General features: G+C 42.5%; 17 protein-coding genes. 10 read left to right on the top strand and 7 right to left on the bottom strand.

Features of this window, described 5'->3' with window-relative positions:
• Positions 1-47: 47 nt before the first annotated feature.
• Entirely contained in the window at positions 48-551 is a 504-nt protein-coding gene (gene tpx, locus ACUN2T_RS12360; protein ID WP_445497709.1) for a thiol peroxidase, read from the top strand.
• A 41-nt stretch (positions 552-592) separates the two neighbouring features.
• Here tpx and tyrR read toward each other — a convergent pair whose 3' ends face one another.
• The 6 genes from tyrR to pspA form a co-directional block, all read right to left on the bottom strand.
• Positions 593-2,176: a transcriptional regulator TyrR gene (gene tyrR / locus ACUN2T_RS12355; protein ID WP_445497708.1), complete on the bottom strand. Its 1,584-nt coding sequence runs from the start codon at positions 2,174-2,176 to the stop codon at positions 593-595.
• A 256-nt stretch (positions 2,177-2,432) separates the two neighbouring features.
• Positions 2,433-3,497: a YcjF family protein gene (locus tag ACUN2T_RS12350; protein WP_445497707.1), complete on the bottom strand. Its 1,065-nt coding sequence runs from the start codon at positions 3,495-3,497 to the stop codon at positions 2,433-2,435.
• A complete protein-coding gene (locus ACUN2T_RS12345; RefSeq protein WP_445497706.1) occupies positions 3,494-4,891 on the bottom strand; it encodes a YcjX family protein in 1,398 nt (465 codons plus the stop codon). The genes ACUN2T_RS12350 and ACUN2T_RS12345 overlap by 4 nt, the downstream gene beginning before the upstream one ends.
• Positions 4,892-4,957: 66 nt before the next feature.
• Complete coding sequence (pspC, locus tag ACUN2T_RS12340; RefSeq protein ID WP_445497705.1) at positions 4,958-5,311, bottom strand: envelope stress response membrane protein PspC; 354 nt, start codon at positions 5,309-5,311, stop codon at positions 4,958-4,960.
• Positions 5,311-5,529, bottom strand: a complete 219-nt coding sequence (gene pspB, locus ACUN2T_RS12335) for an envelope stress response membrane protein PspB (protein ID WP_023045672.1) — start codon at positions 5,527-5,529, stop codon at positions 5,311-5,313. The genes pspC and pspB overlap by 1 nt, the downstream gene beginning before the upstream one ends.
• 36 nt (positions 5,530-5,565) lie before the next feature.
• Positions 5,566-6,240, bottom strand: a complete 675-nt coding sequence (gene pspA, locus ACUN2T_RS12330; RefSeq protein ID WP_445497704.1) for a phage shock protein PspA — start codon at positions 6,238-6,240, stop codon at positions 5,566-5,568.
• 182 nt (positions 6,241-6,422) lie between these two features.
• Between pspA and pspF the strand changes: the two genes are divergently transcribed.
• The 9 genes from pspF to gstA all read left to right on the top strand — a co-directional run bounded on the left by pspF (position 6,423) and on the right by gstA (position 16,116).
• Complete coding sequence (gene pspF, locus ACUN2T_RS12325) at positions 6,423-7,427, top strand: phage shock protein operon transcriptional activator (RefSeq protein ID WP_445497703.1); 1,005 nt, start codon at positions 6,423-6,425, stop codon at positions 7,425-7,427.
• A 257-nt stretch (positions 7,428-7,684) separates the two neighbouring features.
• Positions 7,685-9,349: an ABC transporter substrate-binding protein SapA gene (gene sapA, locus ACUN2T_RS12320; RefSeq protein WP_445497702.1), complete on the top strand. Its 1,665-nt coding sequence runs from the start codon at positions 7,685-7,687 to the stop codon at positions 9,347-9,349.
• Positions 9,346-10,311: a putrescine export ABC transporter permease SapB gene (sapB, locus tag ACUN2T_RS12315; RefSeq protein ID WP_445497701.1), complete on the top strand. Its 966-nt coding sequence runs from the start codon at positions 9,346-9,348 to the stop codon at positions 10,309-10,311. Before sapA ends, sapB begins: the two co-directional genes overlap by 4 nt.
• Positions 10,298-11,188 (top strand): putrescine export ABC transporter permease SapC, encoded by an 891-nt coding sequence (gene sapC / locus ACUN2T_RS12310; protein WP_445497700.1) that lies wholly within the window; start codon positions 10,298-10,300, stop codon positions 11,186-11,188. The genes sapB and sapC overlap by 14 nt, the downstream gene beginning before the upstream one ends.
• A complete protein-coding gene (gene sapD, locus ACUN2T_RS12305) occupies positions 11,188-12,180 on the top strand; it encodes a putrescine export ABC transporter ATP-binding protein SapD (RefSeq protein ID WP_445497699.1) in 993 nt (330 codons plus the stop codon). The genes sapC and sapD overlap by 1 nt, the downstream gene beginning before the upstream one ends.
• Positions 12,181-12,990, top strand: a complete 810-nt coding sequence (gene sapF, locus ACUN2T_RS12300; protein ID WP_445497698.1) for a putrescine export ABC transporter ATP-binding protein SapF — start codon at positions 12,181-12,183, stop codon at positions 12,988-12,990.
• 174 nt (positions 12,991-13,164) lie between these two features.
• Positions 13,165-13,953, top strand: coding sequence for an enoyl-ACP reductase FabI (gene fabI / locus ACUN2T_RS12295; protein WP_445497697.1), 789 nt, complete (start codon positions 13,165-13,167; stop codon positions 13,951-13,953).
• Positions 13,954-14,369: 416 nt separating this feature from the next.
• Entirely contained in the window at positions 14,370-15,128 is a 759-nt protein-coding gene (locus tag ACUN2T_RS12290; protein ID WP_445497696.1) for a hypothetical protein, read from the top strand.
• 382 nt (positions 15,129-15,510) lie between these two features.
• Complete coding sequence (gstA, locus tag ACUN2T_RS12285) at positions 15,511-16,116, top strand: glutathione transferase GstA (RefSeq protein WP_445497695.1); 606 nt, start codon at positions 15,511-15,513, stop codon at positions 16,114-16,116.
• Between the two features lie 71 nt (positions 16,117-16,187).
• Here gstA and pdxY read toward each other — a convergent pair whose 3' ends face one another.
• Positions 16,188-17,051 carry a pyridoxal kinase PdxY gene (gene pdxY / locus ACUN2T_RS12280; protein WP_445497694.1) on the bottom strand — a complete coding sequence of 288 codons (864 nt, stop codon included), beginning with the start codon at positions 17,049-17,051 and terminating at the stop codon, positions 16,188-16,190.
• Between the last annotated feature and the right edge of the window lie 146 nt (positions 17,052-17,197).

The following is a 17,197-nucleotide window of genomic DNA, read 5'->3' as shown; positions in this document are numbered from 1 at the left end:
TCTTCTACACTGGGAGGCTGTGGTTCATCTATCAGAGGAAGAAAACTATGACACAAACAGTAAAATTTCAAGGCAATGATATTTCCGTCAGCGGCCATTTCCCAAAATCAGGGGAAAAAACGAAAGATTTTACTCTGACAGCCAAAGATCTCTCCGACGCCTCTCTCAGCCACTATGCCGGAAAACGTAAGGTGCTGAATATTTTCCCAAGCATCGATACCGGTGTTTGTGCAGCATCGGTCCGCAAATTTAATCAGGTCGCAAATGACCTGGAAAACACCGTTGTATTGTGTATTTCCGCCGATCTGCCTTTTGCGCAATCACGTTTTTGCGGCGCGGAAGGGTTATCTAATGTGGTCACTCTTTCTACTCTGCGTGGCGGTACTTTCACTGAAGATTATGGCGTTGCTATCAGCAACAGCCCTCTGAGGGGTCTCACAGCCCGGGCAGTCGTTGTGCTTGATGAAAACGATAACGTGATTTACAGTCAATTAGTTGATGAAATCACTAATGAACCAGATTATGACAGCGCACTGGCGGCACTGAAATAAACCCATTGGTTTTATCATGCCCACTTTAAGTGGGCATTATTTCACTCATCATGATCCAATTCATGCCCAATAGAATGCTTCCTGCTACTCAGGCCATATTCTCTTAATTTATTAGCAATCGCAGTATGCGATACCCCAAGGCGTTTAGCCAGTTTACGAGTACTTGGGTAGTGCCGGTAAAGACGCGTTAACACCGAGCGTTCAAAACGTTTACTGATTTCATCCAGAGAACCATTGAACACATCTTCACTAAAAGAGATCTCTGTTTCAAATTCCGGCAGCTGTATATCCCGCGGAGCCAGCTCCATATTTTCAAGCTGAGTCAATGCCCGATAGATGGCATTCTGTAACTGCCTTACGTTACCGGGCCAACTGTAACTCGCCAGAAAGTGAGAAAGTTCAGGGGACAGTTTAGGTTTCGGTACCCCTTGTTCTTCAGAAAAGCGCTCTATGAAGTATTCCACCAGCGGCATAATATCCGTTTTACGATCACGCAATGGCGGAAGCATAATAGTCAGTACATTTAGGCGATAATAGAGATCTTCACGGAATTCCCCCCGCTGTACTAATTCAACCAAGTTTTTCTGTGTAGCACAGATGACTCTGACATTCACTTTGACTTCGTTTTCTTCCCCTACTCTGCGGAAAGTCCCATCATTAAGAAAACGCAGTAGCTTAATCTGCATCTGTGGCGACATTTCGCCAATTTCATCCAGCAAAACAGTGCCACCATGGGCCTGCTCGAAGAAACCTTTTTTCCCTTCAATAGCATTAGGATAAGCACCGGCAGCATAGCCAAACAGTTCGCTTTCTACGACATCATCCGGCATAGATGCACAGTTTAATCCCAGAAAGGGCTGTTTCCCGCGCAAGCTGTGCAAATGACAAGCTTTTGCCAAAATATCTTTACCGGTTCCTGTCTCACCAATCAAAAGCAGTGGCGCATCTAACATCGCCATTTTACGGGCCTGCTCAATAACTTGAGCCATTTTGGGGCTAACAGAGATAATTTTCCTAAACTCACCACCATCATTGACAGTCAGTTTTTTCAGTTGATGACCTATCCGGGCAGCGGATTTGAGCATGATCACAGTGCCGACACACTGTATTTGCTGCTTTTCGTCAGCCAGTTGAATTGGCATAATATCCATCAGGTAGTCCAGACCTTTGAGCGTTATTCTTTCCACCCGTTGCTGGATATTTTTATTTTCAAACCAGCGCGTGAAATTATAACCGCTGATAAACTGCCCGATAGGTTTTTGATAGATTTCTTCCTCACTAGCGCCAAACAGCTTGAACACAGCAGAGTTAACAAGCTCAATATTTCCTTTTAGATCAACTGAAAAAACAGGCTCAGGCAAAGATTCCAACAGTGCGCACATCGCTTTGTGTTCTCTTTCCGAAGGTAGAAAAGAGACCGTACGGACATCAATAACACCATTGATACGGCGAATTTCTGCCATTAATCTACGGAATATATTGAAATCAACGGGCGAAAAATTAAGATAAATCCGACCAGTTTGGGATATTTCCACCCCTTTCAAATCAATATCCTGTAATACCAGTAGATCAAGCAATTCCCGGGTCAACCCGATTCGATCATGGCAAATAACTTCTAAGCGCATCTGTTTTGACCTTATTTACACTAATACATATAATTTTGCTAAATACTACTCTCTACGATTATTCATATGAAGCATTCTGTCAGTAAAAATTGACAAGACTCCGGTTTTTTAGTGGAGTAAATAACACAGCATTTGAAACTTTCACTAAAATAAACAGATTCTAAGATTAACTATAAGACGGTTTAATAAAATAACGTAAAATTCTGCCGTTATCTGGATATTTTGTGCGTTAGTATAGAATTAAAGTATATATCATTTAATCAACTGGGTTCTTAGATTTATTTGGCAGGATATTCTTAAGTTGAGTGATTAGCTGGCGACGGAAATCTCCTAATTTAGGTTTATCACCTTCTATCCAAGGCAATGGCCTGCATAACTCCATCGCTTTAATGCCAAGCCGGGCTGTCAGTAAACCCACACCAATCCCTTGAGCAGCTCTGGCAGAAAGACGCGCCGCGATATCCTGAGATAACCAATCCATCCCCACTTCCCGCACCACCTCTGCAACACCCGAAAAAACAATATTAAGCAACACAAGACGGAAAAGCCGAATACGACTGAAATATCCCAGTTCAATACCATACAGTGCAGCAATACGGTTAATCAGCCGGATATTGCGCCAGGCAATAAATGCCATATCGACAATAGCCAACGGGCTGACGGCTATCATTAATGCGGATTCCGCAGCATAGCGGCTGATCTCAGCACTTGCCTGAGAATCCAAAACAGGCTGAACCAATTTACCGTACAACGCCACCACTTCACGATCGTTATGTGTATCATGTAAAGCAGCCTGCCAACGCTGTAACGCCGGGTGATGCGGCTCAATACCCGCCTGACTTGCCAGCTTCTCGCAAAATGCCCGGCCTTTACCCACACCATGATTTTGCAGTAGTTCTCTCGCTATATCACGTTCTTCAGCACGCATCCTTAGCCGGTAAAAACGACGCCATTCACTGACCACAGAACCCATACCCGCAAATACGATCATGCCCCCCGCTGCGGCCACACCTAACGCGATCCAATCCTGTTGCTGCCATGACCGATAAATCCACTGCACAGATTGAGCAACAACACTCATCCCCAGTAAAATCAGAGCGCCATAGACCATTTTGCGCCAATAACTGCGTCTGGGTTTCAATGCCGCATTCACGATTCCTTCTACCTGACCTTCGTCCTCTTCAGCCTCAAGCTCTGGTGAAGCAGGACAGAAATTCGCGGTGTCTTTTCCATCAAAGATCTGAGCGGGTTTTAAAACTGGTTCTTGCGACTCCAATAAGGGTTCTTCAAAGTCAATTCTTGGCTTCAGGGAATCTGTCATTTCACTTTATCTCCCAGTAAAAACTCCAGCACGGTATCCAACCGGATATGCGGCAATGGTGTATCCATATTTACCTGACGGGGACTGAATTCTTCGAAACAGAAACCCTGCTTTTGCCAGAAATTATCCCCAGGTAAACTCCGTGGCACTTCACCAGGGAAAAAGGTCAGTAACTTACCATCTGTCAAACGGTGTCCTTTCAGCGCCAGCACATTTTCGCCATCATGTTCAATCATTCCACTTTCTGTCGCCCGTACCGATGCCAAACCAACACAATCCATGCTGATACCTTCAAAAGCCGCATTCTGTCTGGCCTCCTGCACCAACTGTTGCAGTAAAGCAACCAGATTGGCGTGTTGATCTGCGGTGACATGATCAGCTTTACTGGCAGCAAACATTAATTTGTCAATGCAAGGGGAAAACAGGCGGCGAAAGAGTGTTCGTTTACCATAATGAAAACTCTGCATTAATTGTGTCAGAGCCAGACGCATATCATTAAACACATGTGGCCCGCTATTTAATGGCTGTAAACAATCCACCAACACAATTTGCCGATCAAAACGCAAAAAATGCTCTTTATAAAACCCCTTCACGACCGACTGACAGTAATATTCAAAACGCTTTTGCAGCATACCGATATTCGTGTGTTGATCTGCCTGAGCAAACTGTGACTCCGCGATATAACGGATATCCGGCCACGGAAAAAATTGTAAAGCCGGAGCCCCCATCATTTCACCCGGCAGAACAAATCTCCCCGGCTGAATAAAATGTAACCCTTGCTCTTTGCATTTCATCAGGTATTCCGTATATGCCAGAGCAACAGCAGCCAATAGATTCTCATCCGCCAGTGCCAGTGGATCGCATTGTTTACACAGTTCCAGCCAGGGTTTTGCCCATTCGGCTCTCTGTCCCTGTAATAAGCCATTCATCTGGCGTGACCATGCTAAATAATTTTGTGCCAACATCGGCAAATCCAATAGCCATTCGCCGGGATAATCGACAATTTCCAGATATAACGTGGCAGTCTCTTTAAAATGGCGCAGCAGAGAATCCTCAGAGCGATAACGCAGTGCCAAACGGATCTCACTGACACCCCGTGTCGGTGTTGGCCAGGCGGGAGGTGTACCATAAAGCGCGGTCAATCCTTCATCATAAGCAAAACGAGGAACACCCAAATCCCGTTGAGGAACCCGTTTTATTCCCAGCAGGCGGCCATCACGCATAGCGGAAAATAGCGGCAACCGGGCGCCGCTATTGAGATGAAGTAACTGATTAACCAAAGATGTGATAAACGCTGTTTTACCACTACGGCTTAATCCTGTAACAGCTAACCGTAAATGACGATCCATTCCGCGGTTAACAAGCGCCGTTAATTCATTTTGTAGCCGTTTCATATCTGTCCTATGGTAAGTCTTACGACAATTTCATTATGTCAACCCAGCAATATACCATTCTCACTCTCAAAGCTGTCTGAAACGGCTGCGAACACTGAATGTTTCTGAGGTGACATAACGCTCCATTTGGCGCAGACGAAGCTCACCCGCTTTCAATTGATAATCGGCTTCATTCAGTAATTTCTGTACCGAAATACCGGCTTCTTCGGTATAACTGACCGGTGCCGGATCCAAGACGAAAACCAGTACAATATAAGCAATAACGACTAAACCAAACAAGCCAAAGAACAGTGACAATATAGCCATTGCACGAATTAAACCTACAGGTACGCCAAAATAGTAAGCCAACCCAGCGCAAACACCTTTAATCTTGCCTTTTTCAGGTATTCGATACAGTTTCCTGCGGTTATAATTCGACATTATGATTGCCTCCAGTCTGGATGCTCCGCATCCAGAATATCTTCCAAGGTTTTGATTCGTGCCTGCATATGCTGTACTCGCTCTGCCAGACGCTGAACTTCATTCTGATCCAACTGATTTTGGTTTGAATTCCGGCTGTTATAATGCAACCATAACCAGATAGGTAAAACAAAAAGTACAAAGATAATCAGTGGAATGCCAATAAATATAGAGCTCATCACTTTTCCTTAATGGTGAGTTGAGTGCACCAGTATTTAATGTTGTTCTTTATTAGCATTTATTTTAGCTTTCATTGCGGCTAACTGCGCACTAATTTCATCGTCTGCCTTTAATTCAGCAAACTGTTGATCCAAAGATTTTTGTTTTCCCATACCCACAGTTTCCGCTTCAGCTTCCATATGATCAATACGGCGTTCAAATTGCTCGAAGCGAGCCATTGCCTCATCAATTTTACCGCTGTCTAACTGGCGACGAACCTGTCGCGAAGAAGCGGCAGCCTGATGACGCAAGGCCAATGCTTGCTGTCTTGCCCGGGTTTCACCGAGTTTGTTTTCAAGCTCAACGACTTCCCCTTTCATACGCTCAAGGGTTTCTTCCAGTATGGTTAATTCATGCTTCAATGTATCCACTAAAGCAGCAACTTTCTGTTTTTCAATCAGTGCTGATCGCGCCAAATCTTCTCTGTCTTTATTCAGCGCTAATTCAGCTTTTTCCTGCCAGTCATGTATTTGTTGTTCGCCAACCATAATGCGACGAGATAACTGTTTTTTTTCTGCCAACGTGCGCGCAGAAGTTGAGCGGATTTCAACCAAAGTATCTTCCATTTCCTGAATCATCAAGCGAATCATTTTGTGCGGATCTTCCGCTTTATCCAGTAATGAAGAGATGTTGGCGTTCACGATATCGGTAAAACGAGAGAAAATACCCATGATAAATTATCCTCTTTGATAAGATTTTTCAGATTTGTTGTACTGCTAATAACAGAGTTATCAAAAGTCGTGCCAACGTTTCATTCGATTTATTTACATGAAATATAAAGGAATTTTTTCTTTGCTTTTTTATCATCACAAAATATAGTGGTCATAATAACCAACTTATGGCGAAAATAACCATGAATGAAATGACAGAAAACCTGTTAGGTGAAGCAAACAGCTTTATTGAAATTCTGGAGCAGGTATCCGCTCTGGCAAAATTAAATAAACCAGCGCTGGTTATTGGTGAACGTGGAACAGGCAAAGAGCTGATTGCCCGCCGTCTGCATTACTTGTCTCCCCGTTGGCAAGGGCCATTTATCTCTCTAAACTGCGCTGCGCTGAACGAAAATTTATTGGATTCAGAACTATTTGGTCATGAAGCCGGCGCATTTACTGGCGCACAAAAAAAGCATCTGGGAAGATTTGAGCGTGCTGATGGTGGAACGCTGTTTCTTGATGAACTGGCAACCGCTCCGATGCAGGTTCAGGAAAAGTTATTGCGCATCATTGAATATGGGCATCTTGAACGTGTTGGCGGCAGCCAGCCATTGCAGGTCGATGTTCGACTGATATGCGCAACCAATGATAATCTGCCAGCAATGGCAGCGAAGGGTAAATTCCGCGCTGATTTACTCGATAGATTAGCGTTTGATGTGGTTCAAATCCCACCATTGCGCCAAAGGCAGCAGGACATTATGTTATTGGCACAGCATTTTGCTATTCAGATGTGCCGCGAGCTGGATTTGCCATTATTCCCCGGCTTCACTGAACAGGCAAAACAGCAGTTACAGAATTACAACTGGCCCGGTAATATCCGTGAACTGAAAAATGTTGTGGAACGATCTGTTTATCGTCACGGCGAAAATGCCGATCAACTTGATAATATCATTATTAATCCATTCGTTTCTGCGCCGCATTCCCTAGTCAATGTTGATGCCAGTAACGATTTATCTTCACTGCCTCTGCCTTCCCTGCCAATTAATCTGAAACAATGGCAACACGACAGCGAACGACAATTAATAGAATTATCATTAAAAGCAAATAGGTTTAATCAGAGAAAAGCGGCAGAAAAGCTAGGGCTGACCTATCATCAATTGCGCGGCTTAATAAAGAAACATAATATCAGTACAGGCGATAAGTGAGCCTAATGACAGATAAAAAAAAGCCAGCACCCGAGCTGGCTAAAAAACACTGGAAGCAATGTGAGCAATGTCGTGCCTTTCCTAGGATAACAAAAACTGTTTCCCGGAAGTGCGATACAGATGATAATGTTTCTCAATACGATTTGTAAAGCACTTTATTGAGAATTTTTCTCATTATCGTCATCGCCCGGTTTTTTTGGGCTCAAGCGCTAATTGAGATACAATGTGTCAATTCTAATTAATAACAGATGGCTTATATGCGTAGTTTGATTTATTGGATCATATTATTCCTCTCAGTTCCGGCTATTGCAGAAACAATGTCTACGCCTGAAAAAAAGCCCCGGGTTCCAGCTGATATCCGGCAACAAGGATTTGTTTATTGCGTTAGTGGCAACCTGAATACCTTTAATCCGCAACTGACCACCAGCGGTTTAACGGTCGATACTCTGGCAGCGCAACTCTATGAACGTCTATTGGATGTCGACCCTTATACTTACCGTCTATTGCCTGAATTAGCCTCCCGCTGGGAGACACTGGATGATGGCGCGACATACCGTTTTTATATGCGCCGTAATGTCTCATTTCAATCAACAGGCTGGTTTACTCCGACCCGTAAAATGAATGCCGATGACGTCATTTTTAGCTTTAAGCGCCTGTTTGATAAGCAACACTATTATCATTACGTCAACGGCGGGCATTATCCCTATTTTGACAGTCTCCAGTTGGCCGATTCTATTCAAAGTATCCGTAAAATTGATAAATATACGGTGGAGTTTCGTCTGAACGGACCCGATGCTTCTTTTCTTTGGCATTTGGCAACCCATTATGCCCCAATACTCTCACAAGAATATGGGCAGCAATTGCATGAAATGAACCGCCATGAGCAAATTGACTGGAAACCTGTCGGCACAGGCCCATTTATGCTGGAAAATCATCGAACCAGGCAATTTATCCGTCTGGTTCGCCATGATAAATACTGGAAAGGCAAGCCACAGATGCAACAAATCGTTATTGACGTCGGTGCCGGCGGAACCGGGAGGATGTCTAAACTTTTAACTGGCGAATGTGATGTATTAGCGTATCCTGCGGCGAGTCAACTTAAAGTCCTACGGGACGATCCCCGCCTGCGCCTCACTTTACGCCCAGGAATGAATATCGCTTATCTGGCTTTCAATACCAGCAAACCACCCCTTGATAAATTACAGGTTCGACAAGCCATTGCCTACGCAATTAATAACCAACGGCTAATGCAATCCATTTATTATGGAACAGCGGAAACCGCCGCATCAATTTTACCGCGTGCATCATGGGCTTATGATAATCAAACTGAAATTACAGAATACAACCCGGAAAAATCCCGCAAAATACTCAATGACCTTGGGCTGAATGGCATGCAATTGAGCTTATGGGTCCCTTCCGCTTCTCAGTCTTATAATCCAAGTCCACTAAAAATGGCGGAACTGATCCAAGCTGATTTAGCGCAGGTGGGGATTACCATGCATATCAAACCTGTTGAAGGCCGCTTTCAGGAAACCAAACTGATGGATAAATCCCATGATATGACGCTATCAGGCTGGTCCACTGACAGTAATGATCCAGACAGTTTTTTCCGGCCATTGCTAAGTTGCGCGGCGATCACCTCACAGACAAATTTCAGCCATTGGTGTAATCCAGTATTCGATAAGATCTTGCAACAAGCGTTGATTAATCAGCAATTATTATCCCGAATGAAGTATTATCATGCTGCTCAACAAATTCTTGAACAGCAATTACCGGTATTACCCTTAGCCTATTCCTTGCGCTTGCAGGCTTACCGTTATGATATTAAAGGGCTGGTACTCAGCCCATTTGGAAATACCTCTTTTGCTGGTGTTTACCGGGTAAAAGAGAGTGATCAGATGACTCAGAAGGCCAACAAATGACTATTTACATTCTCCGTCGTCTGCTATTACTGATTATCACACTATTTTTCCTGTCGCTGATAAGCTTCAGCCTCAGTTACTTCACCCCTAATGCCCCCCTCGGCGGCGCATCCCTGTTTGACGCTTATACATTCTATTTCCATAGTTTATTGCTATGGGATTTTGGTGTATCCAGTATTAATGGTGAACTCATTAGTGAACAACTCAGGGAAGTGTTTCCTGCCACCATGGAACTCTGTATTCTGGCTTTCTCTGCCGCCTTACTCGCCGGTATTCCACTGGGTATTATTGCGGGAGTGTGGCGTAACAAAACAGCAGATACCGTTATCACTTCCATCGCCTTAGTTGGGTTTTCTATTCCAATTTTTTGGCTGGCGTTATTACTGACCCTGTTTTTTTCCCTTTATCTTGGCTGGCTACCCGTTTCTGGCCGCTTTGATCTGCTATATCAGATTGAGCCTGTGACAGGTTTCTCACTCATTGATGCTTGGTTATCAAAATCACCTTATCGCAATGAGATGATTATCAGTGCCATGCAACACTTGCTCTTGCCAGCGATCACACTCGCGGTTGCACCAACAACCGAAGTTATCCGGCTGATGAGAAACAGCACAGAGGAAGTTTTTGGTGAAAACTACATTAAAGCCGCTTCAACCCGTGGTTTATCAAGGCTGGCAATTATCCGTCGTCATGTCCTGCATAATGCGCTGCCTCCTATCATTCCGAAACTGGGATTGCAATTTTCCACCATGCTGACACTGGCTATGATGACAGAACTGGTATTTAACTGGCCGGGGCTTGGTCACTGGTTAGTCAGTGCAATCCGCCAGCAAGATTACTCTGCCATTTCTGCGGGTGTGATGGTTATTGGCACGCTGGTTATTTTGGTCAATGTTCTGTCTGATATCATTGGCGCGATGACTACCCCTCTGAAGCATAAGGAATGGTATGCCCTTAGATAATTTTTATCGTGAAAAGAAAATGCCGTCACCGATAAAGGTCATCTGGCGTTTTTTCTCTTCCGATATGCTGGCAATGACGGGATTTTATGGGGTACTTATTCTGGTTGCCCTAAGTCTGTTTGGCGGGTATCTGGCACCCTATCAGCTTGATCAACAATTTCTTGGGTATCAGTTGCTGCCACCTTCGTGGTCACATCACGGTAATATCGCCTTTTTTTTGGGTACCGATGATCTTGGGCGCGACATTCTCAGCCGATTATTGATAGGTACGGCATCCACGTTCGGTTCAGCACTGCTAGTCACGTTGGCGGCGGCTTTATGTGGTCTGATCATCGGTTGTCTGGCAGGGATGACACGGGGACTGAAATCCGCCGTACTCAATCATATTCTTGATTCATTACTTTCTATCCCTTCATTATTGCTGGCAATTATTGTCGTCGCTTTTGTCGGGGCCAGTTTGTCCCATGCCATAATCGCTATTTGGCTGGCGCTATTACCGCGTATCGTTCGCACTGTTTACAGTGCGGTTCATGATGAACTGGATAAAGAGTATGTCATTGCCGCGCGCCTGGATGGCGCCTCCAATTACCATATTCTATGGTATGCCGTATTACCAAACATTACCGCCGTATTGGTCAGCGAGCTAACCCGCGCCCTTTCTATTGCCATACTCGATATCGTTTCTCTTGGTTTTCTTGATCTTGGTGCCCAACTTCCCTCACCTGAATGGGGAGCGATGTTGGGCGATTCACTGGAGCTAATCTATGTTGCGCCCTGGACCGTTATGCTGCCCGGCGCGGCAATAATGGTGAGTGTCTTGTTAATCAATTTACTGGGTAATGGATTACACCGTGCAATTAATTCCGGGGTGGAATAATGCCATTACTTGATATTCGCAATCTCACTATTGAATTTATGACTGCCAAAGGGCCAGTTAAAGCCGTTGATCGCGTCAGTATCTCACTGACAGAAGGTGAAATACGCGGTCTGGTTGGTGAATCAGGCTCTGGCAAGAGCCTGATTGCCAAAGCGATAAGCGGGGTCACTAAAGATAATCTCAAAGTAACCGCTGACCGTTTTCGCTTTGATGATATTGATCTGCTGCGCCTGACTCCCCGACAGCGCCGAAAAGTGATCGGCCACAATATCTCAATGATTTTTCAGGAGCCACAATCTTGTCTAGATCCTTCTGAAAATATTGGTCAGCAACTTATTCAGGCAATCCCCGGCTGGACTTATAAAGGTCGTTGGTGGCAACGCTTTAAATGGCGAAAACGCCGGGCTATCGAGTTACTCCACCGGGTGGGAATTAAAGACCATAAAGATATTATGGGTAGTTTCCCTTACGAATTAACTGAAGGGGAATGCCAGAAAGTGATGATTGCTATCGCATTGGCTAACCAACCGCGCTTGCTGATTGCAGATGAACCTACTAATGCGATGGAACCAACCACTCAAGCTCAGATTTTCCGTCTGTTAGCACGATTGAATCAGAACAATAACACCACCATTTTACTGATAAGCCATGACTTGCAAATCATGAGTAAACTGGTGGATCGCATTAATGTTCTGTATTGTGGTCAAACTGTCGAAAGCGCAGCGCCCAATGAATTGCTAGTAACACCACACCATCCCTATACACAAGCGTTAAGCCGTGCGATTCCTGATTTCGGCAGCTCGCTGCCCCATAAAAGCAGGTTAAATACATTACCCGGTGCCATTCCATCCCTTGAGCATCTGCCCATCGGCTGCCGTTTAGGTCCACGCTGTCCTTACGCACAAAAAACCTGTATTGAAACACCACGGTTGCGGGTAATTAAAAACCATGCTTTTGCCTGCCATTTTCCATTAAATCTGGAGGAGCAGTAATTGGTTAATACTCTGCTGGAAGTCAGAAATTTAGCGAAAACTTTCCGTTATCGTACCGGTTTTTTTCATCGTCAACATCTTGACGCAGTAAAACCTGTCAGCTTTACCTTAAAAGCAAAACAGACCCTGGCGATTATTGGTGAAAACGGTTCTGGCAAATCAACCTTGGCAAAAATGCTTTCAGGTGTCATGGAACCCACTTCCGGCGAAATCATGATTGAAGGGCATAAACTCACTTATGGTGACTATAGTTATCGCAGTCAACGCATTCGCATGATATTTCAAGATCCAAGCACCTCACTGAATCCTCGCCAGCGAATTGGGCAAATTCTTGACGTTCCTCTTCTGCTCAATACAGAACTCAATACAACCGAGCGGGAAAAACGGATCAATCAAACATTGCGGCAAGTTGGCCTGTTACCTGACCATGCCAATTATTACCCCCATATGTTAGCCTCAGGCCAAAAACAGCGGGTAGCACTGGCGCGCGCATTGATATTACAACCTCAGATTATTATTGCGGATGAGGCACTGGCATCACTTGATATGTCTATGCGCTCTCAAATAATTAATCTGATGTTGGAATTACAGGAAAAACACGGTATTTCTTATCTCTATGTTACCCAGCATCTCGGCATGATGAAACATATCAGCGATCAAGTTCTAGTCATGCATCAAGGCGAAGTTGTCGAACGGGGAAATACCGCTGAAGTGTTGGCTTCTCCTTTGCATGATATGACCCGCCGCCTGATCGCCAGCCATTTTGGCGAACCACTCACCTCTGATGCTTGGCGGCAGGATATTCCTTGACATATACAAAACGATAGCCACTGCTCGGAGCAGCACGCAAAATACAGCACATTTCTCTCCAGCGTGATAGAATCACTGGGTTTATTAACAATAAAATGCCATATTGATATTGTCTCTGTTAGCAATTTTAATCCATTAATATCATTATTGGCTTTATCACACAAGGATACTGTTATGGGTTTTATGACCGGCAAGCGCATTCTGATCACTGGCGTCGCCAGTAAACTCTCCATCGCTTATGGTGTTGCAAAAGCAATGCATGATCAGGGAGCCGAACTGGCTTTCACTTATCAGAATGACAAGTTGAAACCTCGTGTTGAAGAATTTGCGGCTTCCTTAGGCTCAACTATCGTTCTGCCTTGCGATGTTGCTGAAGATAAAAGTATTGAAGCCCTGTTCACTGAATTGGGCAAAATCTGGTCAAAATTCGATGGTTTTGTTCACTCTATTGGTTTTGCACCTGCGGATCAACTAGATGGCGACTATGTGAATGCCGTTACCCGCGAAGGCTTTAAAATCGCTCACGACATCAGTTCTTATAGCTTTGTTGCTATGGCAAAAACTTGCCGTGAAATGCTGAATCCAAATTCCGCTTTGCTGACCCTCACCTATTTGGGAGCAGAGCGTGCAATCCCTAACTATAACGTGATGGGTTTGGCAAAAGCGTCTCTGGAAGCTAACGTGCGTTATATGGCTAATACTATGGGTGCGGAAGGTATTCGTGTTAACGGTATCTCTGCCGGCCCTATCCGCACTTTAGCCGCTTCCGGCATCAAAGATTTCCGTAAAATGCTGGCTCACTGTGAATCCATTAACCCAATTCGCCGTACTGTGACAACTGAAGATGTCGGTAACGCTGCGGCATTTTTGTGCTCAGATCTGTCCGGCGGTATTACTGGTGAAATCCTGCATGTTGACGGTGGTTTTAGCATTGCAGCAATGAATGAGCTGGAATTGAGATAATCCGATTAATCATCCTTGATGATTAGCGTAAAAGGCCGGGAAAATGAGTTTTTCGGGCCTTTTATTATTGATAAAAACAATACGTTAATTGCTCAATTAAATTATCACTAATAGATAAATATTAATTTTAAATTAAAATATAAAAAAACATTTTTGAAAATCGATTAAAGCCTTTGTAATTAAGGAGTTAAATGATATCACCTCATAATTATTTTAATAAAATAAAAAATATCAGCTCATTTTCTTGCACTAATCAGTAATCTGTCCTTTAATATAATCAATAAGTTAACTTTCATAAAATCGATTATCAATACAATATTTTATTTTTATTATCATTTTAACTTTTTAGTTCAAATACTATATTTCATACTTTTATAGTATTTAATAATTTTCATTATTTTAGCAAGGTAAACAAAATGAAAAATGACTTTTTAATTATATCCAATATGTTTAAATCAATTACGAATATAACACTACCAAAATATCTGAAAGACTATGATCCATCACAAGAAATTGAATCTTTTTGGGATGAGTTTAGTAGGTCATTATATGGCTGGCCATCAGCATTGGAAAATTATGAATATGCATATAAATTTGATGAACAAGATATTGATTCAATTATTAAAAATATAAAAAAAGTAACAACTTATTTAGGATCACTTGGCTGTGGATATCTAGGTCATGGTTATATTGCCAGAATCAGTCATATATTGAAAGAAATTGAATCAGATTTTAGCAAGGTAAATTATTTTATTTCAAAAATAACACAACCATTTGAAATGGCTAAAATTAATTTTGAATGCAAGAAAAATTTCGCAAAAAAAACATATATAAAAATCCAAAAATTATTAAAAAACATTCCCGACGGAGAAAATAAAAAACAAATATATGAAATTTATTCATTGGTGGAAGAAATTATTTTAAATATATCAGACGTTTCATTTAGCCTGAAAACTATAAACAACTCAGTAAATAGGCTTAATGGACAAATAAAAACAATTAACAATACTTACAATAATTTAATTGAACATTTTAATAAAGAAAATAAAAAAGATATTTTTACAAGAAATTACAAGCAATGTATGATTTATTTTAGTGACCTGACAAATAAATTCAATTTATTTTCTTATGATTACAAATCATTTAATAAGAATAATATATTAATTATTTTATAACCAATGCAAAATAAACTTCTGAAATCATCAACAATCTCTATTATTTATTTTGCATAATATAATTAGATGTGAATATGCTATATAACACAAGATTTAGGTCAGTTCTGGGTAAGTAACTGCATCCATAACTGACCTTAAATTTCTATATTATCTACCAATCCATTAGAAAACATTATAAAAACAAAACACCAATTATATAAGCAATGAGATAAAGAAAAACCTCATCACGATATAATCACATCACCTTATATCTGCTTAATTATCAATTTTACATAACATATTTCCATATTTCGTGGTAATATATATTAAGGCTATGATAACCGCCTTACTGAGTTCCTTTATCCCATTGTATTTACTACCGGAAATTTTTAAGGAGCGATACATGAAACTTTATTACCAACCTGGAGCGTGCTCCCTATCGCCTCACATCATACTCCGTGAAGCAGGGCTTGATTTCAGCGTGATTAAAGTGGATCTAAAAACGAAAAAAACGGAGAACGGCGACGACTTTCTCGCCGTTAACCCAAAAGGCCAGGTGCCAACTCTCCTGTTAGATAACAATGAGATCCTTACCGAAGGATCTGTTATTGTTCAATATATTGCAGACCAGAAACCGGAGAAAAAATTAATTGCACCCGCCGGGACGATGGAGCGATATCACCAGCTTGAATGTCTTAGTTATATTTCCAGTGAAATTCATAAAGGATATTCGCCACTGTTTTTACCAGGAACACCAGACAATTATCGTCCTGTTGCTATTAATTATCTACTTAAAAAATTCAATTATATAGATGAAGTATTGGCAAAACAGCCCTACATTGCCGGAGATAACTTTACTGTTGCTGACGCCTATTTATTTACAGTCAGCAACTGGGCATCTTTGGTTCAATTAGATTTATCCGGCCTGATACATCTTAAAGCCTATCAGGAAAAAATTGCAGAACGTCCAAACGTTCGTGATGCATTGAAAGCTGAAGGGTTAATTTGATTTACAGATAAACAAACCGTTCCACACAATATCAGTGGAACGGTTAAATACATTATTAATCTAATGACATATTAATCTAATTGTGTCGCACGGAACTCATGGTCAGGTGTCACCATTCTGTCTTGAGCAGCGACAATCTGTAACTCATATTCGTCCATATCTTTGGTTGTTATCATCACTTCATAAACCGCAGCAGCGACATGTTCAAGAGCTGTTTGTAAAGACTCTCCTTTTAATAGATTAACCAATAACAGGCCGCTGGTTAAGTCACCAACACCAACTGGCTGACATTCGCCAAAATCCACTAAAAGCCGACTAACATGCCAGCTATGCTCTTTGGTCACTAATAACATTTCAAAACGATCAGCTCGGTAGCCAGCACGACTAAGATGTTTTACTAGTACAATCTTCGGCCCCTTTTCGCACAGAGATCGGGCTGCCATAACAGCCTGCTCAACATTAGTTACTTTCTGCATACTGAGCGTTTCAAGCTCCAGCAAATTGGGTGCAATGACATCACTCACAGGGAGCGCTTGCTCACACAAAAATTCAGCAACCCCCGGCGCAACAATACAACCTTTTTCTGGGTGTCCCATAACAGGATCACAGAAATACCAGGCATCAGGATTTGCCGCTTTTACCCGTTTCACTATATCGATAATATGACTACCCTGCTCTGGTGAACCGATATATCCACTCAGAACCGCACTACAAGATTTGAGCTGTTCAATTTCTTCAATACCCTGAACGATTTCGGTGAGATGGTTAGCTGGCATAACACACCCTTTCCATTGCGCATATTGGGTGTGATTTGAAAACTGGACGGTGTTCAACGGCCAGACATTTACCCCCATCCGGCGCATAGGGAATTCCGCAGCACTGTTACCAGCGTGCCCAAAGACAACATGAGATTGAATCGAAAGAATATTTTTCACAATCGTGGCCTATATTTTTATTCTGGCTTCTGTATGTAAGATAAAGTTAGGGTAAGAAAAAGGGCAACATTACCGTTGCCCATTTATACCCTTCATCTTTCAAGTTGCTGCTTTGCTGGCTGCTTTCACTTACCCCAGTTACATCG

The organism is Photorhabdus machadonis (assembly GCF_052657765.1).
Note: the sequence above shows the minus strand (reverse complement) of the source record. Positions and strands in the feature narration are given on the sequence as shown.